The organism is Shewanella sp. SG44-6 (assembly GCF_014164185.1).
Taxonomy (GTDB): domain Bacteria; phylum Pseudomonadota; class Gammaproteobacteria; order Enterobacterales; family Shewanellaceae; genus Shewanella; species Shewanella vesiculosa.
Window position 1 is genome coordinate 18,595 of the sequence record NZ_JACJER010000008.1, and the last position, 23,812, is coordinate 42,406.

The window sequence follows — 23,812 nt, forward strand, 5'->3', positions numbered from 1 at the left end:
GTTTTATGACTAATAACTGAATTACATAGTAAATTAATTTTAAATTCTTTCATTTGGCTTGAGTTGCGGGTTCGGAACCGTATGAGAAAGTAGATGCATCTCAAACAACAAGAGTAGACGCCATGCAAAATTTAATGAAAACCCCAACCCATTTATTAACTGATGAACAATTATCGCAGCTCATGACCTATTTTAATGAGCAATATCGTTCTGGTTCTCCTGTTGTCTCTGATGTCACTTTTGACCTGATTTATATGCCTGTCCTAAAAAGTCGCTTACCCCATCACCCGTTAATCACCAAAGTGCAACCAGAGGCTGTAAACGTCATCAATGACCGCTATCAACATAAAACACCAATGCTTTCAACGTTGAAAGCGTATGAGCATGATGAAATACAGTCTTTTGTCGATCGTTGTCAGCAAGCGGCTAATGAATTGGGTATTACAGAAGAATTACTCTATCGCGTATCACCCAAACTCGACGGCCTTGCGGCTTCATATATCGCAGCAGATGAAAAAATTTATACAAGAGGGGATGGTAAATATGGCAATGACATTACGCATCTTTATCACAATGGATTAAAGCTCGTTGGCGATAGTAACAGCAATAATATCGGTGAAATTACAGTGCTTCAAAGTTATTTTGAAGAAAAGTTGAAAGGTAGTTTTGCTCACCCACGAAATTTTGTCGCAGGATTGGCCAATTCGGATAATCTTAATGATGCGGGAAAACAAGCGTTAGCAGATAACGCCATTCATTTAGTATTTTTTAACGCAATTAATTGTCCTCACATAAGCGCAGCAAAATTGTTAACTAACTTGGAGTCGTACTGCGAGCAAGCCAAACAACATTCACCGTATTTGACCGATGGAACCGTGATTGAAGTGGTTAACGGAACAGTTAAAAAGCATATGGGCAATAACGAACATCATCACCATTGGCAGATCGCGAAAAAATCGGTTGGCGAAGTGGCTGATGTGCGAATAAAAGGGATTGAGTGGAACGTAGGCAGAAATAAAATCACCCCCGTTCTACTGATAGAACCCACGAGGCTATCTGGCGCAATGATACAACGAGTCACGGCGCATCATGCAGGTAATGTGAATAATCTGGGCTTAGGTGAGGGCGCATTAATCTCTATAACACGGTCTGGCGAAATCATACCTAAAATTTTAGGCTCTATTGAAGCGGTTAAACCCTCAATACCAACACATTGCCCTTGTTGCTCTCTGCCTGTTCATTGGGTCAATGATGCCATTACCTGCGTCAATAACGACTGTAGTGAACGACAAGTAAGTGCTATTGAATACCATTTTTCGGTTATTGGTGTCGATTTGTTTGGCCGACAAACCGTTCGTAAGTTAGTCGAAAATGGATATAGCTCAGTCGAATCTATTTACCCGCTTTCTACTGTTGATCTTTTAGGTTGTGGCTTCGGTGTTGGACAGTCTGAAAATTTATTTACAGAAATTCAAAAAGCCAAAACAACACCCATTAACGACTATCTGATTTTAGCGTCATTAGGTATTCATTCCCTTGGACGTGGTTCAAGCAAAAAAATGCTTAAACACGTATCACTATCAACAATCACCACCATGACCGCTGACCAGCTTCAAGCGATTGATGGTTTTGGTGAATTGACGGCAAAAAACATCACAACAGCAATCGAGGCTAAAGCCGAACAGATTTCCTTTTTATGTAACACACTGAATCTGGTAAACAGCATGAAACCCATGTCAGTGCTTAATGAAGAAGATAATTTACCGTTAAGCGGTCTGTACATCACTTTTACAGGGAAAATGGAACAAAACCGAAGCGATATGTGTTCTGAAGCTGAACGCTTCGGAGCCGTTGTTCAATCGTCTGTTGGAAGAAACACAACTTACCTTGTTATTGGATCTAACGTTGGTGCAACCAAGCTGAATGCTGCCAAAGCGAAAGGCGTTATTATTATCACCGAAGCAGAATACAATAACCTCATAGCTGCCTAGTCTAAATATATGTGGCGTCCATAAGAGGGCGCCAAAGGACAATGTTTACATGAAAAAAAAATTAATGCTGTTTGTCAAAATCATCTTTATAGCACTCTTAATTTATAGCGCTATTAAGAATGATGTTATCGCCATTTTTATCATACTTTTCGTATCCAATGTTTATATAACGAAAACATACATCTTACAGTGTTCAGACATGCCACAATCTAAAGATAAGGTATTTTACCTCGTATGGGTGTTGTCATTATTTGTTGTTTGGAACGCCATTATCATTGCTAAATGGAGTCACATAACCGCCCGCTATGCTGATTTCCCTATAGAATGCAGTCTTTTGAGTATTCCTTACATTGGTAATATTATCTACAGCTGCTTTGCGTATAAAACAGGTTGGTCATTAACTCAATTTGATTCGGGTTCTAAGCTGTCATTTAAATACGAACAAGAGACAGGAGAAATAGAAATGCATTTTTCGGGAAATAAAAAAAATATTTATCCTGCATACCGCTCATTCAAAAGATTACTGAGTCATTCGTTAACCAACCCAAGATTAAGCGTAATAAAACTCACATCCCCATTATTAACAATTGTAAAATTTAGGACAAAACTAGAAAATTATGTCTCTTGGGCAAATACAGTCACTAATACCACAAAAAGAATTACTATTATTGAGGCAGGATATTATGTACCTCGAATCCATGAGAGGCTAGGGTATTGGCTGACATTCACTTTAAAAGATATAAAAAAAAGTAAAGAATATTGGGAAAAATCAAAGTTAAATTGGCCTATATTAAGACTAACTGTTACAGAAAAATAGTTGATTAAATCTCGATTATTCAGGGCTTAATATCTCTAATTGTATTATTTAATATAGCAGTTGCGGGTTGTCTAACGTGAGTTAATCTAATTTTAACTTAACTCACAAGGCAACCTTTATGGATTTTTTTATACCTCAAAAACTAATCAATAAACCCATTAATATTTTACTGATTGGGGCAGGTGGAAGCGGTAGTCAGATAGCCACTGAACTATTCCAAATGGATTCACTTCTTAGACAAATTTCAGACCAATCTGTGTATATCAACCTCACACTGGTTGACGGAGATACCGTCTCAATTTTTAACGTAGGCCGTCAGGCGTTCTACTCAGGAGATGTTAATTCTTTCAAAGCAGAGGTGTTAGTGAATAGATTTAATAACTTTGGTGGGACGCATTGGAAAGCTATGAACGAATACTGCGACCCCGATAAAATGACGTTCAATGGCTATGATTTGATTATCACAGCAGTCGATAAAGCGGAGTTCAGAATTAAATTAGGCGAGGTGTTTAACAACACTCAACATGCAAGCGACTTATTGTGGCTTGATGTAGGCAATGGGAAAAGTGACGGCCAAATAATCTTAGGTCACGCATACAGAAACATATCGAGTACGGGGATACGATTACCGAATGTCTATGACTTGTATTCAGAAATGCTCAAGCAAATCGATGATGCCATTGAGGATATTCCCTCATGCAGTACCGAAGCAGCCTTAACCAAACAAGATTTTGGCTCCAATCGGGCGGTTTCAGCACAAGCGACACAATTGATTTGGCAATTAATTCGCTATGCCAAAATTTCGCATCATGGGGCGTTTGTCGATATTGCTAATGCCACTGTTCAACCTTTGAAAATAGACCCGCAATTATGGGCTGTATACGGTTATGAGGTTTAAATATATGAAACATAATTCAATTGAAAAAGCTCATAATGCCGCAGAGGAAGCAGCAAAAGGCTTTGGTTTCTCAAGCTATGCCGAATTGAATGAGAGTGTCGATGAACAAGCTAAAGAGGCTGCGAGAGCCGCCTTTGATGAAGCCCTATTAGGTTGTCAACAAGAGGTGTAAATCATGGTTTTGCTGCAACTTAAAACACTAAAACCCACATTAGGCACAAGCTTTAACAGTAGGGTAAAGTTTGTCGTTTTGTGCTTGACGCATCAGCTTACAACAGCAGTCATTCGATATGAGTATTACGACTCTCACGGTATAGGAGAACGGGATTTTGATACCGCCTTTGAAATGAACGATGCTACAGAAGTGACGCGAGAAGTGATTAGACGCCTCGGAAGTTCAGCAGAAAGCATTATTGATAGAGAATTGGGGCAGGGGACATATCAACATTGGCTTGACATCGACCCTCAAAAATCGATGTTTTAAATAATATCTTATTAATGAGAAAGTCTAATGAAAATTGATTGTTCCAAGATGTCTAACAAGGATGATTTATTGGTATTCATCGCACTTATTTTTATAATCTGTATTTTTTGTTTCATTGTCTATCTAGCTTCTATTAATACCTTTTTAGCTGGGTTTGTATCCGCCACGTTGATATGGAAGTGGAAATTTTGGTTTTATGACCCGATAGATCACTTCATTGAAACACACTGGCCAATATAGATACGCCTGTCTTATTCCTCAGGAATAAATAACTTAATTATTAATTTCAACAATGACTTACATCACAAAAAACACTGTCCGAAACTTTCAGGATATATTTACAATTACTCAACTAAGTCAGTACGAATCTCAGTTGCGGGTTATTGGAACCATGATGAAATGAAATCAATTAACCACAATGATTAATACTCTTTGTGGCATTCATTAACTGTTTTATCCACCGCTAATGGAACCACACGATGCAAAAAAAAATGACCTATTCAAAACCGGCAACCAATGCTGATGAAATATTAGCATTGATATCAACTCCGAATTCAAAACCATTTTACGACACGATGTTGGGCTTTCTAACCGCTGAATACCAATCAGTTACGGGCTTTGGCCAAAGCGCTATTATCGCTCTTAACCGAATTCCGTCAGAGGTAAAAGCTGACTGTTACGCAGACGTTATTAGAGTGCTTGACGGGTTAGTGCAATCGGGATTAGCAAAATCACGTACAACAATGGTGGTGCAAGGCGAACATGAAATAGTTGTAGGTTCGCGAGTGGATTACGCATTGATGGATGATGAGAAATCAGTAATAAATCAGAATTAATCATAGGGAAATATGCAAATATGACTAATTTAATTAATCGCAATGGTAGCTTTAACTATTCAGCATTTGTTAAGCAATTATCGGCAACATTGGAGCCAGGACAAGTGATCCACCCTCGCTGTGTCAGGGAAACAAGGGGATACGGTAACACCGATCCGATCGAGAAAGCAGAAAAAGCCTTACGAAGTGCCTTTGAAATGCAATTGGGTAGTATTAACCCAAATTTCAAACGAAAACGCGCGCCTCATGGTGGTTATGAATATCTAAGAGTTTAGGCCCGCATGACCCTGACTGTTTGTGCCTCAGTTGCGGGTTTTTCATTTCAAGAGATCATAGGGGTATTCAACAAATACAAGGCACACACCAATGAATACCGCAATCGATTATCAATATATTGACTCTCACGACCATGACCAATATGAATTTGCCGTAGCACGTGCGCAACAGTTATTTTTAGATGGATGGCGTGTCTCAATCGGTTTTTCAGGTAAAGATTCAAGCGCTGCTTGTGTGTGTATAGTTGAGGGTTTACGAAGAGCTAAAGCGATTAGAGGCGATGTTGGTCCACTTCATGTTGTGACAACAAATACGACACTCGATAACATGGTTTTGCATGATTATATGCTAACGCTACATGATGATCTCATTGAATACGGCAGACAACACGATCTCCCCATCGAATGCCATGAATTAAAGCCTGCGTTATCGTCATTACCGGTTATCGAGTTTGTGGGGCGCGGCAAATTGTTAAGAACCCCTGAAACATCTTCAAATGGGCGTGATTGTGCATTAGATTGGAAGATTAAACCCATGAAAACCTTTTTGAAATCGCTTTCTAAAAAGTATCAAACCGATAAGATTTGCTCGATTTCAGGATCAAGAGATGACGAAAGCAACGTGAGAAAAGGAAACCTCAAAAAAAGAGGCGAAACAGCCCATACGCCAGTTATGACAGATCTTGGTTGGACATTAGCCCTAATAAAAGAGTGGAGCCTCAGCGATGTATGGCACCTATTTGAATTGATAGATAACGATGACATTGAATCTTTTAGCGATAACTTACGATTTATGAAAAAACACTATTCAGCCAGTAACGGAGGCGCATGTGATTTATTTGCAGGAAAGTTAGCGGCCAATAAGAGCTGCGGATCAAGATTTGGCTGCGTGCATGCGCTCAGGTAAAGGAGGATAACTCACTGTTAAATCAGATAAGTATCGACCCTGAACAGTATGGATTTATGCGACCTCTAAATGATTTACGCAACTATATGGTAAACACGCTATACGATTTTAGTAAGCGTTCTACTTTGGGGCGAAAACTGACGAAAGACGGTTATATTAAAGTGGGTTTGAACCAATACAGCCTAGAATACCGCATGGATTTATTGCGATATATTTGACTATTAGCAAGATACCTATGAAAGCGGCGGCAACCACACCATTGATTTGATAGACTACCGTGAACTGTTGGCCATTCAATTTGCATGGTCAAGAGAGGGCGGCGAGGAAGCTCCAGGCATGGCACTCCAAATTTGGCATGATATCGTCAACAATGGTCAACGTTACCCAATACCAAAAACGACTCTTGTTGAAAAATCTTTTACGCCAACCTATACGTATTTCCCGTTAATGAAGTTCGTAGAAAGCAATCAGCCTGTTGGTCTAGACGATGAAGGCATACAAGCCGGCGGCAAATTTAAAGAAATTGAACGAATGTTTAATCGAAATGGTGAAAAACATCGCGTCATTAGATATACCGAGTCATCATCGTTCAATGTTGTTACTAAGAATGCGTTTGCAATGACGTTCGTTGAGGATTTTTATCTGGAATTGCTGGAAGACGGCCATTTAGATAACAAATGCCCTACAGTCATGCTCAAGCAGTTATTAGAATCTGGTGTAGTGACACTGGCAAAAGGAACCATTGGGCGCGTTCACGACGACGCAAGACATGCACAAGCGTTAAATTCGCTAAGAGCCACCACCGGCATTCCTACCGCAGAGGCAATAATGGCATTGTCTGTCTCTGAGAAAGTGATGAATGCTGAAATTTCATCGCGTCAAACTAACCAAGCAACCCAACAATCATTGTTTTAACTCTTGTCTATTTGATGCCTGTTGGACATTACCATTCAGGCATCCTATTTGTACGCTAGTTTCTTGGTTTGAGCCGATTAAATTCGGTTTGTAATTTAGTATATTTAGCATCCCAATTTTGAATACTTTTGTTCAATTCACTTATCATCTTATCTGCTGTAACAGCCTTGTTTTTCATCTCTCCTTGTCGCTCGGTCAATCTTCGAACTTCAGCCTGAGCGTTAGCATCATCTCTTTCTACACGAGCAAGTCTGGCTCTTAGCTCTTTTTGCTCATCTTCTCTATCACTTAGCAATAGTCTTAACGACGTTTCATTATTAATGGCTAGCTCATATTGGTTGAGGCTATTTACTAACAGTTCATCTTTAGCAGTTAATTTCTCATTTGCTACGGCCAGCGCTTGTGAACAAGCAATGTGTTTTTCGCTTACCGTCGTAAATGATTCTTCTAACTTCGCTATTCGGGCCTTTGCTTCTTCTTGTGATGCAGTAGCGCGAGCTTTGACTTCTTCAACTAAGCTGGTGTTACTTTCAAGTTTAAGTTGATATTTCGCTAGTTCTGTACGTTGGTTTTCATTCACTTCACGTAATTCATTATTTTTCGTGGTGAGTGAGTCTATTTGATGTTGAAGCTGCTCGACTATCAGACGCTTTTCATTGTTTAAGCGTTTTTCTAAATCACCCATTTGCTGCTCAAGCTTACCAATGGCAAAGGCTTTTTCTTTTTCTAGCTGTTCTGAATGTTGTTTAGCTTCTCTGGTGAGTAAATGAATTTCATTCTGTAACTCTCGAACCTGGTCATCTAATGTGTCGGCTCTAGTTTGATGGGTAATAATGGCATTATCGGCATTTTCTAGCCCTAAAATTGCCGCATCTCTTTCTTCGGTGAGTTCCACCAATTTTTCACTGTATTCATTTTTCGCATCCGTATGAAACCGGGCAATTTCTGACACAAAAGCGTTTTGAAAGTTATCACTGAAGCCAAAGGAATCAAACAACGTCTTTTTAGAGTTGTCTAACTGTGTTCGCCATTCTTTATGATATTTGTGAACAGTCGATGTGCTTTTGATGTCAGGCAGTAATTCTAAAACGGTTCGAATTTTTACCTTCGTATTTTCTGCGTAAAGCTGATTGCAGATCCTAAATACTCGTTCTCTCACAGATAAGCCCGTTGGTAGAGTGTCGCTGTTCATTGCTATATACCTGTCTCAAATATCAATTGTGCAAATAATACGCTAGCCGTTTGTATCGGTCAAACTTTTTTGTTCAGGCGAACATGTTCGTTTGTTCGCCTAAATACTTTATTAAATTAATATTTATTAGAGATTTATAAAATAATTTCACAGAACAATTTTGAGTTTTGTTCGCTTAATACATCAATAGTTGCGCGTTTTGTTCGCCATGTTCTTATATAGGAATATCGAGACGTTAAACAGCAGGACTATTTATGGACACAGTAAGTAACATTGAGTATGTGGGCGGGCAAATGGGGTTCTTTTTTGGCTCTGAGGATGAACTATCAACCTATATCTCACACACACAAGGCAGTAAAAAGCTAAAATGCCGTGTTCAAGTGAAAGCAAATGACTTTCTTTATGATTTTCCTCTATCAAAATTGGGTATGGTGACTCGCTATAACGTGAATGTAGCCGCCATTAAGACCTTATCAGCGTTAAATGCCGCACAAGCTGAGGCAACTCTTGCAGAACAAAAAACATTGGCAAAATACGTAGGGTGGGGCGGCTGCGCCAATGTGTTTAACCCTAATGATGCTAAATGGTCCAAACGCCACAACACTTTAAAAAGCCTACTGACTTGTGATCAATGGAACTCTGCTAAATTATCCACCTTATCGGCTTTTTACACTCCTGACTTCTTGTCTAAAACCATTTATAACGAACTCGTAAAAGCGGGGGTTTGCTCAGGTACATTTTTAGACACATCGGCAGGGGTGGGCGGTTTAGTGCGTACCATGCCAGAATCCCTTTATAACGCAATGGACATTAATTTAGTTGAACAAGATGCCATTTCAGCACAGATATTAGAAAAGCTTTATCCATCGGCCAACATTCAAAATATGGGCTTTGAAAATGCAAAATTTAAAAACCCTATTTCTGTCGTGTTTCATAATCCCCCATTCGGACAAGCGCCAATTTTTGATAGCGCAAATAAAACCTTAAGCGGATTATCGCTACACAATTACTTTCTCGCCAAATCAGCCACCTTGTTAGCTAAAAATGGGTGGATGATAGCGATTGTGTCTCGCTCGTTCATGGATTCTGCTAACAGTAAAAGTAGAGCGTTAGTAGGTCAATTCGCTTCGCTTAAAGCTGCTGTAAGGCTGCCTAAACAAGTTTTTGAGGTGTCAACGGGGGCCAATGCCACCGTTGACGTGCTTCTATTTCAAGAGGGCGCAGAGACCAATACCGCATGGTTTAATGCTGAAAGCGTAAAGGATGCCAGCAATAAGGATTATTTTTTAAATCAATATTTCATTACTCACCCCGAAATGATCCACGGCGAAATGCTAGTAGGTGAAGTGTTCCAGGGTAATAGCGTACATTGCGAGGGTAACAATGATTTTGAAAATGTCGCTATCAAAGCCATTAATATGATGTTTGCAGGTCAAACCTTTAACGGGGAAACCTCATTTAATCAAGCTCAACACAATGTCGCTCATGTTGAACGTCAGATAATAGAAACGGCGGGAACTCGTGAGGGCTCTTATGCCGTAGGGACTGATGATGAAATATACCAATTAATCAATGAGTCTTGGCAAGCGACTGATTTTAACGGAATCACTAAAGCGCGATTACAAGCATTATGCGCCGTTCGTCACTCACTAATGACGTTATTAAGCGCAGAACAAGACGATGAAGCAGACGCAACACTTGATGAACTTCGATTAACGTTAAATCAGCGTTACGATGCATTTGTAAAAAAATTCGGCTATGTTCATGATGCCTCAAACCAGCGGGTAGCAAAATTAGACCCCACTAATTACAACCTATTATCGCTTGAAGTGAATTACACCGCAGGATTAACCAAAACAGCCGCCAAAAAATTAGGTATTAAAGCCGTTAGTCCATCGGCTAAAAAAGCGGAAATATTCAATAAACGCATATTATCGCCATGGGTTATCCCAACTCATGCCGACTCAATAGAAGATGCTTTAATCGCCAGCGTTAACGTGCATGGTGGTGTGGATATCGCTTACTGTGCAAGCCTTATGGATACGACAGAAGCCGAATTTATCAACCGAACTAATGGTCATCTAATTTTCGATGAATCGGGCAAATGGGTTACTCGAAACGTATTTTTGTCTGGTGATGTAAAAACAAAAATAAATACCGTCCACCAGCTAGCTTATGACGACGACACAAAACAACATTATATCGATGCACTAAACGCAGTTTTGCCACTCGATATACCTTTTGAAAATATTAAAGTAAACCTAGGCGCTTCATGGGTTCCCGCGAATATCTATCAAGAGTTTGTGACCTTATTGTGTGACGGTAGAGAGAATTCTTATACCAAAATCGATTTTTTATATGCCGCGAATCAATGGCAAATAAATCTGTTAAATTTACCTTACCAGTTAGAAACGCGCTTAGGCTCCAACTCGGCCTATCGTTTTAGTAAGTTATTAGACTTTTTGATGAATGGCCGTCCTACTACTGTGACATATAAAGACGAAAACGGGCATAGAATCATCAATAAACAAGCGACACTAGAAAACGAAATAAATGCAGAACAAATTATAGGTGAATGGGATACTTTTTTGCTTGAAAGAACTGATGTACAAGACAAATTAACCACCATTTTTAACGAGCAATTTAATCGATTTGTTAAGTTAAATGCAGATGGTCATACTATTTCATTACCTCATTCAAACCAATCAATTAAGCTCAGAAAGCATCAAGTCAATGCGGTTTATCGTGCCGTTACAGAGGGACGATTATTACTTGCTCATGAGGTGGGGGCAGGGAAAACGTACACATTAAGCGGCATAATGAACACCCTCATTAGACTAGGGCTTAAAAAACGTATTTTGTGCGTCGTTCCTAATCATTTGACGACTCAATTTGCAGCGGGATATTTAGAACTTTTCCCACAAGATCAAATCACGGTATTAAACCCCGATGACCTGAGCCCTGCATCACGCCAAGCGACATTGTTACGTTTAAAAACAGGTAGTTCGATAGTCATCTGCCCTGAGTCTTCATTCGTTGCCATTTCGCCAGATGAAGACATTGAGCAATCTGTTATCGAAAATGAACTCGCGAAGCTTGATTTCGCACTATGCACAATGGACAAAAACAACGGTGCACGTTTTTCTGTCAAAAATATTGAAAATAAAAAAGCTAAATTAAAGAATCGGTTACAAGAACTTGCACAAGATGATCGTAAAAAAGGATTTACCATCACCGAACTAGGCATTGATTGCTTAGTGTTGGATGAAGCGCATTTTATCAAAAACCTGAGTTATGAATCCACACGCTTAAACAATGTACGTGGTTGCGGAAACCCGATAGGCTCAAAACGCGCATTCGATTGGTTTTTAAAAATCCAATGTTTAAAAAGGAATAATCTTGAACAAGGTAATGGCTTGGGCGTGTATTTCAGTACAGGAACGCCAATTAGTAACACATTATTAGAAGCCTACACATTTTTAAGATATTTAGATGAAGATATGCTCATGGCCCAAGGCATCGGCTCAATTGATGATTTTGTTTCATCGTTTGCTACCGTTAGCAGTGACTTTGAAGTATCGGCAGCAGGTAGCGGATCATTCAAAACCGTCACCCGCTTGCGCGCATTCCGTAACATGACCGTGTTACAGTCTCTATGGTCATCTATAGCAGATAGTGTCAACGAACAAGAGCTTGCTAAATTTTTACCAGAAATTCAGGGTATTGATGGTAAAAATTATCCCGCAATTCCGCCAATTAAAGGCGGCAAAGCAAGACAAATTATTGTTGACGCGACACCTACACAAATCGCGTTTTCAAAATATTTAGTCTCTAGAGCAAAAAATTTTAAGGCAAGCCCAGTCGAAAATGACAATATGCTATTAGTCATGTCACAAGCGAAGAAAGCGAGTATTGACATGCGTTTGTTAAACCCAAGCATTGAACGAGACGAAGCGGGTTTTAAAGTGCCAACATGTGTAAAACTCACCGCTGATAAATACCACGCAACCAGTGAAGACAGAGGAACCCAAATAATATTTTTAGATTTGGGTGTCCCTAACTCTGACGGCCGTCACTCAGTCTATAGTGACATTAAACAAGGTCTTATTGACCAAGGGGTCAATTCAGAACATATCGTATTTGCGCAAAGTTTTAAAACACCCAAAGCCCGCGCCGAAATGTATTCTAAATTGAACGCTGGGGAGTATCGCGTGTGTATAGCATCAACCAACACGCTTGGTTGTGGCGCCAATGTTAACGAACGTTTAGTGGGAATAACGGTATTAGACGCGCCTTATCGTCCAGCAGACCTAACTCAACGCCTCGGCAGAGGCATTCGCCAAGGGAATTTACTCTATCAACAAGCGCCGCATTCGTTCACTTTAGACATAACTTACATCGCGACCAAAAATAGCCTTGATTCTTTTTTGTTTCAAGTACTTGAGAATAAACAGAAATTTATATCGGATTTTAACTCAGCTAACGATATTTCACATTCATCAACGGATTTATCTACAGCAGAACTTACGTTCGCAGAATTAAAAGCGGAAACCAGCGGATCACCGTTAGTCCTAGAAATGGTGACTTTAACTAAATCGATACAACGTCTTGAAGCCCAACGTCATGCATTTATCCGCAATCAACGCGAGGCTAAATTCGACATTGAACGCCTCAACTCAACACTTGCTAACAATCAACGTTATTTAGCGGCAATCAACACGGATAAAGCCAGCGGCTTACACATCCCGCAAACGGGTGATGCTTTTAGCTATATCAATGCTCATGGAACAACGTTTAACACCGTTAAAGAAGCGTCTCATGATATTGATAACATTTTCAATCCAATGGCTTCATCTATCGCACTTGGGTTTTACCAAGACACAAAAGCGTTATTAGGTGACTTTGCAGGTTACGCATTATCGATTAAAACAATGGGAACCAAAATCAATCTATTAGTTAAGGGCTCAACAACTTATACCTTTAGATTAGATCTCACCAAGCAATCAGGTTTTGGGTGGCAAGTGTTGAATACCATTAATAATTTTATTCGTAACTATGACAAACATATCACTCGATACAATCACAAGATTAATCACGAACAAGCGTTAATTGAAGTGGCAGAAACGGCCATTAATGCCAGCTTTACAGAGCTAGACCAGTTAATCGCCTGTAAACAACGAATGATTGAGCTTAAAACTCAGATCAGTGAGTTTGAAAATGAGAGTGACACTGAAACAGCAAACCAAACTGACGACATTATCAATAATATTGCGGCTTAATGAGAGGGTAAGACCATGTATACATCCCATTTTACGGCGGTAGTCACTGACTTTTTACGAAGTACACAGCTTGATTTATTAAGCCGTGAGGATAAATATTTTGTCACTCAGCATAATGGCACAAGCTCAAAAATATTGCTTAACGGAAGTAAATCTCTACTTGCTGCTATTTCTATGGTTCAAACTGTTACGTCAGACCCATTTATAACCGTTGAGATCATCAAACAACTCAACATCCCGCTTCCCAGTGTTGCTAATAAATTGTCATTTACTAGGCCAGAGTTGACTCGATGTATTGTTGTCGGTGTTTATAAAGACCGTTTTTCACTGGTTGTTGCTACTGATGAACCCTGCGAACTCAGTAAAGCCACGTTACTTGATGGGGATTTTTCTACAACACTAAGCGATATAAAACTGTTTGATATGGTTCAGGCCGATCCCCGAAGTCATACAATAAAATTCAGTTAGTCAGAAAGAATCTGAATTGACGGTTAATCCAAAGTGAGAGGGAAGCGGGCAATAGTAATATACAAGGTAACTTCAACGTTTTAGAACAACGCTCAGAATCGTTTCAAATGATAAATTTCTGAGCGTGTACTAAAAGATTGACTATGTGCTTTACTTTACTTTACATTACTAGCTAAGAGCAAGAGAAGTAAGCATGTAATGATGATCAATGTTAGATAAGAAGCACGTATAGCATTTACTGTTTGTTGATCTCTATTAATTCCATCATCTCTGTATACTTCTCCGATCTTAGAGTCATCAATCTCTTTAGATAACTCATATTCATCGCGTTTCAAGTTAATAGCGATATAGATTTCTGCTAAAACTGTTGAAACGAAGATAACTAGTATTACGCAAAATAAGTACATAATGAACATCCCTGTCATTTTTTAAAAGTTTAGTGCATAAGTTATTCGTGCATAAAGCAACAAATTATTTCGTTGCTCAACTTTATAGTAGCTGATTTGAAAAGAGTGGCCGCAAAAAACCTTCAAATTTTTTTAAATTGAGGGTTTTTCTACACCAACTAAAACGATACCCGATCACCAGTAATTTTCTATAACTTTGAATAATATCTCTGTTTACTATCCTCCCCCTGGTGAGTTGCTGTTTTAAGACTTCGTTATAACGTAAAGACCTCAGTTATCTTTAGAAGCATGACTCATTATGCAATATTCAATGTTTGCCTACGGGACGAAAGCCTCAGAAGCGTTTACGTTACCGAGTAACGACGAGTGGAAAGAGGTTTTACGCAATGTGGCTTTTAGCGCAGATCAATTGTCATTCTTCGACAACATGCCTCAATCGCAATTGTTTAGATCTGGTGCGTCTGCCAAAAATGATTTAAAAGGGTTAATGAGGGCGAATGTACCCATTTGCGTAAATGTTCTTGATACATCGGGAACGGTGAGGGCATTAATAGGACAGTAAGCAACAACAAATCTTATTAGATTCTGGTGCTTTTCGATTATTTCAACATAATATGAAAACGGGTGAAGCGCAGCAGCTAGATTTCGAGTTGGTGCTTAATCGTTATAGAGAAATTATTAAGATAAGTCACCTCTGTTCTAACATCCATTTTGCATGTCCAGATATTGTGGGCCAGCAAACAAACTCTATGGCACTAATAAGCGAGTATTTTGCAGATATAACGGATTTACTTCATATGTGCGCCAATATGCTTATCCCGTTGCAAAAGGGGCCAAAATCTATCTCTCAATGCTATCACGACGCACTCACTACTATACCTGCTAGATATCATCAGCAATTAATCATTGGGTTACCATCAAATGCCGCCGCGTTGAGTGTTGATGAAGTTCTCTCATTTCTCAAAACAGACACACCGACAAGAGTGCATTTTCTGGGCGCGAGTGAAAGCCAATTGGTTCATCAAGCTAAACACGTAAGTCCTAATACCCAGTTCAGTAATGATGCTACACGTATTCGAAAGTGGGTCGGTAAAGGGAAACTCTTAACCACGATGCACCAATCCATATTAGATGAATCAATTGATGAAGTGTGGTCTGGTTCATCTATTCCGCATTTAGACGAACCCGGCATAGAATTTGATTATACTGAGTTTTTGGGAAACCTAACTGAGTACGTAGAGCAATCTTCTTTAAGTCAATTAAAGCGACTTGCCAATAAATTATCTACCACTGCAGGGCGGCTGAAAAAAGCCTGTAAAAACGATAACCTTATAGATTACATCGATAGTTTGAATTATGGATATAGTGATCATCTACTCTATGAGTTTCATGAAGAGGAATGTCGTAAAAAGTTAAGCCCTCGAATTCGCCAATATTCTGTATATCAATTAGCGTCATTAGGCATGATTTGATGTATCCACTGGGCCAATATCGACCTTTGAGGGTAATGTCAAAGGCTTAAAACAACGAATACTGCTCGTTACTACCCCTATAATTACAAATTCATCTGATTCATTTATCGGAATGGGTTTGTTGTCATTACTGCCTGAAAGTAAAAGTCTTCGTTCTGCATCTAAAATTTTGCAAGATATGTCTCCATTTAGATTGATAATAACCACATCTCTATGCCGGGCAGTGATGTCTCTATCAACTATCGCTATATCGTGGTTATGTATTCCAATATTAACCATATCGTTGCCATCAATTAATGTCAGAAATGTTGTACTTGGATGAATTACTAAAAATTCATCCAAACTCAAATCTTTCTGCGCATATTCTTTTGCAGCACTCTCAAAGCCACCGATCCCACATGAAATGGGCATTGGAGATAATTTCATAATCAAAACCACTGTGTTTATTTAAGGGCTATCCATTTAGCGCCACCAGTGTCAATATGTAGTGATGAAAACTTCATCGTATTTATTAAAAGCTGGTGTAGATTACCCTACAAGTTGGGGCGAATTTGTTGATTGGTTTCATGATGAACAATCCTGCATTAGCTACCTTTACAAACTTCGTTGGCCAAACGGATTCATATGCCCAAGCTGTTCAAGCCATCAATCACCTTATCAGTTAAGTAATGGCAAGTTAAAATGTCATGCTTGTCGTTCTCAGTGTTCAGTAACATCAAGTACACTTTTTGACAAAACAAGAACCCCCATGAAAAGTTGGTTTGCTGCCGTCTGGTTTATTACAAATCAAAAAAATGGTGTCAGCGCTCTTGGAGTTCAAAGGTTATTAGGTCTTGGGAGTTATCAAACCGCTTGGTCATTAATGCACAAGTTAAGGTATGCCATGGTTGATCCTGAAAGGGATAAACTGTCCGGCATCGTAGAGGTTGACGAAACACTAATAGGTGGCGTCGTTCCCCAATCATCTATTAAAAATCAACAGGGTAAGCGTAAGGCTGTAGTTTTGGTAGCAGTTGAGCTGCTATCACGCTCTGGATTTGGCCGGATACGTTTAAGGCAAGTGGAAAGTGCAACCAAAGAACATATCCATCAATTCATTCAAGATGTAATTGAACCTGGTAGTACAATTTGTAGTGATGGCTCTCAAGCATACAAACAAATAGACAAGAAAGGATATAAGCATAACCGAATAGTGCATTTAGGTTCATCTGTACCTGCACATGAAACAATGGCTGGGGTGCATCGAGTCTCATCATTATGTAAAAGATGGCTTTTAGGTACATATCAAGGCGCGGTAAAGGCTAAGCAACTTGATTATTATTTAGATGAGTTTACATTTCGCTTCAATAGAAGAAAGTCAGATTCTCGGGGATTATTATTCTACAGGTTGCTTGAACAAGCAGTGCGTTCTAAGCCGATAACGTACCAATCAATTAAAAATCGATAACCACAATATATAGTGGTTGGTTGTGCTAAGTGGATAGCCCTTGTTTATTTACAGTTACTCTAACACTAATTACACCTGAATTCATAATGACAATTCGAATTACGCTGGACTTCAGTAGCCGGTTTTTCGATGCATGTTGTACTAACTGCAAACGTTAAACCACTTTGCAGTTAAGGAACTTCTCGTGAATTATTTAAGCTCGTTTTACCTAGAACCGGCAACAGTAAATGCTATTGATCGATTTTCTAAACAAGAATTAAAAACTGTATTACTTTCTCGGATTATCTATAAGATAATGAATGATATTTTTAGCAAACAAACACTAGCCAGGTTCGATAAATTATATCTCATCAATGGTTTTAATCATAAATTGCAAGTTGACGAGGTTAGTAAGGTTGCTGTCAATGAGCTGCTAAATCGAGATGTTATCGTAACTCTAGATCATCAATTACTTAATGACGCTTGGAAAAAAGTTTATTCAGCCGGTCTATGCCCCACGAATACTGATGTTAGTCATTAAGCATACTCTTCACATTTTACAGGCAACCACATGATCCACTTTGATGTAAATGTCATAACTCAATTTATTTATGCCTGTTCAGCATGTTTGTTTTCATTCATCACCATTGTTTACGTACGAAATATGTTGGCAGAAATTACTAATAATATTGCTTACAAGGTTTTGGGCATTGTCGGTGTGCCTATTCATGAGGTCTCTCATTTGACCACAGCGCTATTATTTAATCATAAAATAGTTGACTTTCAGTTATTTAAACCTAGTAGGGATGGTTCCCTTGGCTATGTTTTACATAGCTATAACCCATCACTATTTTCTCCTATTGCTAACATGTTGATTGGTATAGCACCGCTTTTTGGAGGGACTTTAGCTTTTATAGGTGTGACGAAATGGTTACGACCAGATGTGTTTGATTATTTTGCAACTTATATTGAGTTATCAAACGTGCTGAATGGCGATTTAAGCGGGTTTTTAAGTAAATTGACATCTATGTTAGATATTATCTTATTTTCTTCCACAAACGTTTATTTAACTGCCTTATGGGTGTTTGTTAGTTATTCCCTTGTTGTTTACTCTGTTCCGAGTAAAGCAGATTTCTCTCAAAGTAAAATAGGGCTCCTTTTAATCATCGTCATTATTCTATTGTTAAGTATGTTGATGCCTTCGTTCCTTGAGTCGATAGGGGGCCTTATTTCATCACTTAGTGCAATATGGATTGCAATTGCACTTTTACACTTGGTGATCCTCTTAGTTACATTCATGGCTGTTTTTGTAACTCGGTTAATCTTCCAAAGTGGTAATAGACCTTAATGTTTTTAAATTCAAAATAGAATTCTCTTATAATAGATATAGGAAATATAAAGAATATAAAAGATATAGATCTATAGGAGAGACTAAAAAGCTAATTTTACACATATAAAACAACAGCTTAGAACACCATAATTATGTAATCATCAACAAATCTTGTTTTACTCGATCAATTAAGTGTTGATAAAGATCTAATATCCGTTTTTAACGATCATTTACTTAGTTTTCGAGATCATTATAACGGCTTTCAAGATCTTTTATTTGTTGCTAGTTATCCACAAGATTAAAAAATAGCCAGATAGTTTGTTATTCACTCTAAACACCCACTAAATTTACATTTTGTTGTCTTATCCGATCATTAATTTGTTTCCACTTTTACATTTTTATGTTTTTTGGGCCTTTTTTTTAGTCCTAAGCCTAGGTAGTAAAAATATTGGGATCATTTAGTTGGCAACAAACGGATCTTTAAGTTGGTGTATACAGATCACTTTTTGGGCCTTCTAAAGATCAATATTTTGTTGTTAAGGCGAAGAGATGATTAATAACCCACTTTAGATTTGGCTTTCATTTGCTTAATCTTCTCTAAAAACTTCAATTTATCATCTTTAGCTTTTTGTTCTGGTTCAATAACTAGCGCCGCCTCACGCTCGTTAATAACTTCATAAATCTCATTAGCCGTAGTTGTATCTTCAAACACCATATATGCTTCAGCTAGCAAATTCAGTTCTGGTATTGTCAGCTTTTCATTCTTAAGATTTAACTTCGTTTCAAGCTCCCTAATAGTATCTTTAGCTGTGTCTTCGCTCATTGAAACTTTATGATCAATCCATTTATAGTGAAACTTTATGCCGATTGTGACTCTACCTTTTTTTATTAGGCTATAACCTAACTCGCCTTTATCGCTTTTGAATAAAACTAGTTCGTGCTTACAAATTTCGTTGATTTCTTGAAATGAATCTGAGATGCAACGTTTTATGAATACACCAATAGGGCCTAAGCTTTGGTTTCCTTTACTCAGGTTCCCGTTTTCGTCGAATAGCCCGAAATATCCTTTTAACTCATCGATTGTTAATGGTCGTTGATAACCCTCTTGCTTAAATCGAGATAAGATTTCATAAAGTCGCTTACTGTATGATTTCTTAAGTTTGTACAAAGGTTTACGATTGATTAACGCATACCCTTTCTTTGAGTAATCGATATATTGTTCTTTTAACTCAGGGTTGGGAATGATTATTAGCTTTGCATTTTTATATTTGATACGAGCAAGAATAGGTATGTAATCCCATTCGTCAGTTTCGCTATTAGTAAAGCCTACCGTTCGGGTCGCTAATCGATCAGCAACCGGGCTTAATGTCGAGCTTAAATGACTCGATTCAATATCAAACCAATCCGAAAGGATTTGTGCAGGGAATTCATATGATGGTCCAGATTTTGATTTCCAATGATCTTCCCTCATGTGAGCGACCATCAGATTAAAAATATTTTGCTCATGGACAGAGAGACGTTGCCGCGAAAAAATCAATTCATGAGATTTCTTAAATACTTCTGGCATTGATTCCTGCAAGCCTAAATCTACATGTTTTTGTTTTGGTGCGTTGTCTTTACTGTTGGATGTCATCTTCTTACCTTATTACCCTATCCATTGATAAGTATTTAAGCTTTAGCAATATTACATGTATTTGTCATATCAGCAAACAATTTATTGTTGTTCATACGGACAGAAAATTGTTGTCAACCAATACAGGATTACGTTGCATGTCGTTACATTTTTCTGTTGTATTAATCGCTGAATATTGTTGTCGCTCGTTACTAAACATTGTTATTCAAAATTGCAGGAATTTGTTGTCAAAATAGCGCATATGATGTGTTAGTAAGGCGTTTAAGTTATGAAGTCCTTATAAAAATCCCATAAATATACATTCATTTTCCGCAAATCCGATTATTATTCTCGCGACTAAACATAAAGATATATTTAGTTAACGTGTTGTAATTAAACATAAAGCATAAAACTAGCAACTAATAGATCATTTTTTTGTTGTTAAGATTACATAATCTTGGCATCTTCATTATATATTTCTGTTCAACCGATGTGATAACCGTTCTGTTAATAAATCAAAAAAATGACACAAGCTGCTGATTAATATGATTTAAAAATAATATTTTACCGCATGTTTGTATTTTTAATATTATTCCTTTACATTTCTCGATATGAAAATAAACCATATAAAACAGTGTTTTAAGTTAAATTTTTTATTTCAACAACAAGAAAGTGATCCTTTGTACTCAAAGGATCATTTTATTGGTAACGGGAATTCTTGAATTTAACACCTAAGATACTGATTTAAATACCTTAAAGTATTTCCGTGTTATAGATCTCAATAGTGTGCAACAACAAAAAAATGTATTAATTGGTTCAATTGCACCAAAAAACAGTAATAGTCATGCTAAATGCAACATAAAAGTGATCTTTAACCGGTATTCAGTAATATTCACTCATCTTAAATTCTAAATTTTATGTTTCTCTAGCACTGATAACCTTGCGGCCTCTTTTACACCATTACCTCTTGCCCTGTACTTTTTCATTAACTCGCGATCATCGGCATCGGTTGAGAAAATCATTAACGTTTCAGGCTCAAGCTCCAATCGGCAAATCTCACTCATTTGCTTGTGGAAAATCATGATTTCTGAATATGAGCCCTTTTTAGTATGAACCGTTTTCATTTGCTCAAATTGCGCGTCAGAAGCTGTAAATGATTGAGTATTTTTAATCTTATCTACAGAAGAGGGGTCTTGCCCCAGGAACAACTTCCAGTCAGTATTGGCTAAGATAGCTTGACCCACGGCATTGCCGGTAGCGTCCATCAAGTTCTGTGTAATAACGCCACCCGACGCACGTACCTTACGAAACTTACGGAAAGCGGCTTGCAAAAACTCACCGACGAATTCAATCAGAGCGCCCTTATCGCCATCTTTATCACCGGCCATCCATTGCCAAGCTTCTTCAAGTAAGAATAAACTTTTGCGTGCCGTACCACCTTGGAATATTTTGTGCTGAATTTGATTTATCACACCAAGAATGACCACCAGCTGTAAATGCAAATCATTCTGTAGTTCTTCTAGTTCAACGACGACTAGGCGGCCATCAAAGTCAATAGCAGGGCGCTTGTCTGAAAACAAATGCCCATATACGCCGCCCTCAGCAAATATCATTAACTGTTTGCCGATCTGTCGCATGTATTCTTCAGGATGTTGTAAGCAACGCTCAACAAAGATAGTGACCGTGGACTTTTGCCCTAATTCATTCCACATGTCCGTGAGCATTGTCATCATTTCTGCTCGTTGGACTTCTGTCACGCCATGTTTTGGTGCCGCCATCGCTTTAAACATGGTCAATATCATTGGCCCTTGACCAATATCGCCTGTCCATTGATGAATAGATGGAAAGGGATTGAGCGAATATTTGAAATTGTTATCGAACGAAATAAACTGACTGTCAGTGAACATTTCTGCTAAATTTTGATATGAGCGGCCACTGTCTAAAATAAACACTTGGGCCCCATCATCAAATTCTGGCAATTCATATAGCTTTTGATGTGGTTTTCGTAACAGTGATCCCCCAGGCTTAACTCCTGAGTTTAAATAACAGTTCACAATGTAGTTCACCAATACCGACTTACCTGAGCCGGTTGCCGCACTGAGTAAAAAGTTATATCCGCCATCAGTCTTAAATAAGTCCCAAAAGAAGATTTGGCCGTTACGCGTAGATAGCGGGACTATAGGCAAGTTTGTATTGCCCTTCCAATTACTCATATGGGGAGTCAAAAAAACTAGTGCTTCTGAGGAGTAGGTCGAGTGGCGACGATAATTTGAATACCCTTTATCCATCATGCAAGGGATGTTTTGTAAGAATAGAGGACCCGTTAATACTGACTCTGGAGTAAATGTAATTCGTTTCGTTTCAAAATAACGCTTCATTTTTGCTAATGAGCGTTCACTTCTTTCCGCTGAGCCTGAAAAGATAATTACATGGGTACCAGAGTGGGCGATTTTTGCCCCGCGCTGATCTATCTCTGTCCAAAGCTGGTCATAATCTCGCTTTTGGTCCGCTAACCCTTGGAACCACTCTAAAATTTTACCTTTTGCTTGGCCTATTAACCATTTCCTACCATTGGCTATGTCGCTTTTTGCTTTCCCTTGCTCAGGATAATGAATTAGCGTCGAAATCATGAATGGATCACCATGAGCAACCCCACCTGACATCCAGTCACCCACTAAATCAAACATTTGCCCATAATAAATTTCATCAGGTAAAGACGATAACGACATGATTTTTATGTGTGTTTGATTGTCTGTTTCAAATTTTACTTGCCCATCGGATTCAACTTCTTTAGGTTTGCCAGTGATAATACCGTTGGGGGTAAAATGAACTGTATTTCCATCTTCAATAATTTGTTCTGAAAAGGTCTTACAAGCATTCGGTTTAACATTGCTATTACGCCAAATAGCATCTTTTGATGTATTCATTAGCATCTGAAGACGCCATAACAAATTATTAGGTGCTAATTTATTCGGTGCGAACCCAACCCCTTTTAAACTTTCTTCAATATCTAAAATGAGCGTGCGAAAACGTTTTTCTTCACGATCATTGGCAAGTAGTTCTGCCGTAGGTACTCTTACAGTAAACCAAAACTCAAAATTACGTAGACGTGCACCATTATGCATGTCTTTATGCACCTTACTTTCAAGGTCTTGAGCTAACGATTCGGCCATCGATGTAGTGAGTTCATTATCATTACCCATCAACCGATTACCACGAGTCGTTTCATATTGATTAATGAAGTAACTTATATCTGGTATAGCAACTAATTGAGCTTGGATAGTCGTATCAGCTGGATAATCCTTTTTAAAAATGGCATCCAATGAGTTTTTTAATTCTTCATTGCAACCAGGAGTTGGCTGACAACAGAACATGACGGCCATGCCGCCACCTTCCATGATGTAGTAATCCGATTCATAACCAACGAAACCAAACATTTCATCAACTTTGTCATAGTCTGCTAGATTGCGAATTTTATTAAAATAACTCGAAAAAACACCCAT

At 38.4% G+C, this 23,812-nt stretch carries 19 protein-coding genes; 15 read left to right on the forward strand and 4 right to left on the reverse strand.

Translation table 11 applies throughout. The features are described from left to right. Positions 1–122 precede the first annotated feature (122 nt). The 9 genes from H5185_RS02645 to H5185_RS02685 all read left to right on the forward strand — a co-directional run bounded on the left by H5185_RS02645 (position 123) and on the right by H5185_RS02685 (position 7,123). Positions 123–1,991 (forward strand): BRCT domain-containing protein, encoded by a 1,869-nt coding sequence (locus H5185_RS02645; protein WP_182741276.1) that lies wholly within the window; start codon positions 123–125, stop codon positions 1,989–1,991. Between the two features lie 49 nt (positions 1,992–2,040). Beyond that, complete coding sequence (locus H5185_RS02650; RefSeq protein WP_182741277.1) at positions 2,041–2,808, forward strand: hypothetical protein; 768 nt, start codon at positions 2,041–2,043, stop codon at positions 2,806–2,808. A 118-nt stretch (positions 2,809–2,926) separates the two neighbouring features. Further along, positions 2,927–3,706, forward strand: a complete 780-nt coding sequence (locus H5185_RS02655; protein WP_182741278.1) for a PRTRC system ThiF family protein — start codon at positions 2,927–2,929, stop codon at positions 3,704–3,706. A 4-nt stretch (positions 3,707–3,710) separates the two neighbouring features. After that, a complete protein-coding gene (locus H5185_RS02660; RefSeq protein ID WP_182741279.1) occupies positions 3,711–3,878 on the forward strand; it encodes a hypothetical protein in 168 nt (55 codons plus the stop codon). A 3-nt stretch (positions 3,879–3,881) separates the two neighbouring features. Next, positions 3,882–4,190 (forward strand): hypothetical protein, encoded by a 309-nt coding sequence (locus H5185_RS02665; RefSeq protein ID WP_182741280.1) that lies wholly within the window; start codon positions 3,882–3,884, stop codon positions 4,188–4,190. A gap of 479 nt (positions 4,191–4,669) precedes the next feature. Continuing rightward, complete coding sequence (locus H5185_RS02670) at positions 4,670–5,026, forward strand: hypothetical protein (protein ID WP_182741281.1); 357 nt, start codon at positions 4,670–4,672, stop codon at positions 5,024–5,026. Positions 5,027–5,046: 20 nt separating this feature from the next. Then, entirely contained in the window at positions 5,047–5,301 is a 255-nt protein-coding gene (locus H5185_RS02675) for a hypothetical protein (protein ID WP_182741282.1), read from the forward strand. Between the two features lie 91 nt (positions 5,302–5,392). Beyond that, the gene (locus H5185_RS02680) at positions 5,393–6,208 is read left to right on the forward strand and encodes a hypothetical protein (RefSeq protein ID WP_182741283.1); all 816 of its coding nucleotides are present in this window, start codon (positions 5,393–5,395) and stop codon (positions 6,206–6,208) included. A 336-nt stretch (positions 6,209–6,544) separates the two neighbouring features. Then, positions 6,545–7,123: a hypothetical protein gene (locus H5185_RS02685; RefSeq protein WP_182741284.1), complete on the forward strand. Its 579-nt coding sequence runs from the start codon at positions 6,545–6,547 to the stop codon at positions 7,121–7,123. A 55-nt stretch (positions 7,124–7,178) separates the two neighbouring features. Here H5185_RS02685 and H5185_RS02690 read toward each other — a convergent pair whose 3' ends face one another. After that, on the reverse strand, positions 7,179–8,315 hold the full coding sequence (locus tag H5185_RS02690; protein ID WP_182741285.1) for a DNA-binding protein: 1,137 nt from the start codon (positions 8,313–8,315) through the stop codon (positions 7,179–7,181). 254 nt (positions 8,316–8,569) lie between these two features. Between H5185_RS02690 and H5185_RS02695 the strand changes: the two genes are divergently transcribed. The 3 genes from H5185_RS02695 (at position 8,570) to H5185_RS02705 (ending at position 15,941) form a co-directional block, all read left to right on the forward strand. After that, positions 8,570–13,594 (forward strand): DEAD/DEAH box helicase family protein, encoded by a 5,025-nt coding sequence (locus H5185_RS02695; protein WP_182741286.1) that lies wholly within the window; start codon positions 8,570–8,572, stop codon positions 13,592–13,594. Between the two features lie 15 nt (positions 13,595–13,609). Further along, a complete protein-coding gene (locus H5185_RS02700) occupies positions 13,610–14,062 on the forward strand; it encodes a hypothetical protein (protein ID WP_182741287.1) in 453 nt (150 codons plus the stop codon). Between the two features lie 1,156 nt (positions 14,063–15,218). Continuing rightward, the gene (locus tag H5185_RS02705; RefSeq protein WP_220494396.1) at positions 15,219–15,941 is read left to right on the forward strand and encodes a hypothetical protein; all 723 of its coding nucleotides are present in this window, start codon (positions 15,219–15,221) and stop codon (positions 15,939–15,941) included. Here H5185_RS02705 and H5185_RS02710 read toward each other — a convergent pair. After that, a complete protein-coding gene (locus tag H5185_RS02710) occupies positions 15,927–16,367 on the reverse strand; it encodes a LexA family transcriptional regulator (protein WP_182741289.1) in 441 nt (146 codons plus the stop codon). The genes H5185_RS02705 and H5185_RS02710 overlap by 15 nt on opposite strands. Positions 16,368–16,431: 64 nt before the next feature. Between H5185_RS02710 and H5185_RS02715 the strand changes: the two genes are divergently transcribed. The 3 genes from H5185_RS02715 to H5185_RS02725 all read left to right on the forward strand — a co-directional run bounded on the left by H5185_RS02715 (position 16,432) and on the right by H5185_RS02725 (position 18,715). Continuing rightward, the gene (locus H5185_RS02715) at positions 16,432–17,388 is read left to right on the forward strand and encodes an IS1595 family transposase (RefSeq protein WP_109320312.1); all 957 of its coding nucleotides are present in this window, start codon (positions 16,432–16,434) and stop codon (positions 17,386–17,388) included. 184 nt (positions 17,389–17,572) lie between these two features. After that, entirely contained in the window at positions 17,573–17,908 is a 336-nt protein-coding gene (locus H5185_RS02720; RefSeq protein WP_182741290.1) for a hypothetical protein, read from the forward strand. A gap of 30 nt (positions 17,909–17,938) precedes the next feature. Next, positions 17,939–18,715 carry a hypothetical protein gene (locus H5185_RS02725; protein WP_182741291.1) on the forward strand — a complete coding sequence of 259 codons (777 nt, stop codon included), beginning with the start codon at positions 17,939–17,941 and terminating at the stop codon, positions 18,713–18,715. A gap of 535 nt (positions 18,716–19,250) precedes the next feature. On the opposite strand, the gene H5185_RS02730 is transcribed toward H5185_RS02725, so the two are convergent. Both H5185_RS02730 and H5185_RS02735 read right to left on the reverse strand, forming a co-directional pair. Then, positions 19,251–20,330: a replication initiation protein gene (locus H5185_RS02730; RefSeq protein ID WP_182741292.1), complete on the reverse strand. Its 1,080-nt coding sequence runs from the start codon at positions 20,328–20,330 to the stop codon at positions 19,251–19,253. A gap of 887 nt (positions 20,331–21,217) precedes the next feature. After that, complete coding sequence (locus tag H5185_RS02735; protein WP_182741293.1) at positions 21,218–23,812, reverse strand: TraC family protein; 2,595 nt, start codon at positions 23,810–23,812, stop codon at positions 21,218–21,220.

Coding starts and splice junctions, on each gene's coding strand:
- H5185_RS02725 (WP_182741291.1), top strand. CDS start 17,939: ATGATCCACTTTGATGTAAATGTCATAACTCAATTTATTTATGCCTGT.
- H5185_RS02705 (WP_220494396.1), top strand. CDS start 15,219: ATGGCACTAATAAGCGAGTATTTTGCAGATATAACGGATTTACTTCAT.
- H5185_RS02670 (WP_182741281.1), top strand. CDS start 4,670: ATGCAAAAAAAAATGACCTATTCAAAACCGGCAACCAATGCTGATGAA.
- H5185_RS02735 (WP_182741293.1), bottom strand. CDS start 23,812: ATGGGTGTTTTTTCGAGTTATTTTAATAAAATTCGCAATCTAGCAGAC.
- H5185_RS02660 (WP_182741279.1), top strand. CDS start 3,711: ATGAAACATAATTCAATTGAAAAAGCTCATAATGCCGCAGAGGAAGCA.
- H5185_RS02680 (WP_182741283.1), top strand. CDS start 5,393: ATGAATACCGCAATCGATTATCAATATATTGACTCTCACGACCATGAC.
- H5185_RS02730 (WP_182741292.1), bottom strand. CDS start 20,330: ATGACATCCAACAGTAAAGACAACGCACCAAAACAAAAACATGTAGAT.
- H5185_RS02655 (WP_182741278.1), top strand. CDS start 2,927: ATGGATTTTTTTATACCTCAAAAACTAATCAATAAACCCATTAATATT.
- H5185_RS02700 (WP_182741287.1), top strand. CDS start 13,610: ATGTATACATCCCATTTTACGGCGGTAGTCACTGACTTTTTACGAAGT.
- H5185_RS02650 (WP_182741277.1), top strand. CDS start 2,041: ATGAAAAAAAAATTAATGCTGTTTGTCAAAATCATCTTTATAGCACTC.
- H5185_RS02710 (WP_182741289.1), bottom strand. CDS start 16,367: ATGAAATTATCTCCAATGCCCATTTCATGTGGGATCGGTGGCTTTGAG.
- H5185_RS02685 (WP_182741284.1), top strand. CDS start 6,545: ATGGCACTCCAAATTTGGCATGATATCGTCAACAATGGTCAACGTTAC.
- H5185_RS02675 (WP_182741282.1), top strand. CDS start 5,047: ATGACTAATTTAATTAATCGCAATGGTAGCTTTAACTATTCAGCATTT.
- H5185_RS02690 (WP_182741285.1), bottom strand. CDS start 8,315: ATGAACAGCGACACTCTACCAACGGGCTTATCTGTGAGAGAACGAGTA.
- H5185_RS02715 (WP_109320312.1), top strand. CDS start 16,432: ATGAAAACTTCATCGTATTTATTAAAAGCTGGTGTAGATTACCCTACA.
- H5185_RS02645 (WP_182741276.1), top strand. CDS start 123: ATGCAAAATTTAATGAAAACCCCAACCCATTTATTAACTGATGAACAA.
- H5185_RS02695 (WP_182741286.1), top strand. CDS start 8,570: ATGGACACAGTAAGTAACATTGAGTATGTGGGCGGGCAAATGGGGTTC.
- H5185_RS02665 (WP_182741280.1), top strand. CDS start 3,882: ATGGTTTTGCTGCAACTTAAAACACTAAAACCCACATTAGGCACAAGC.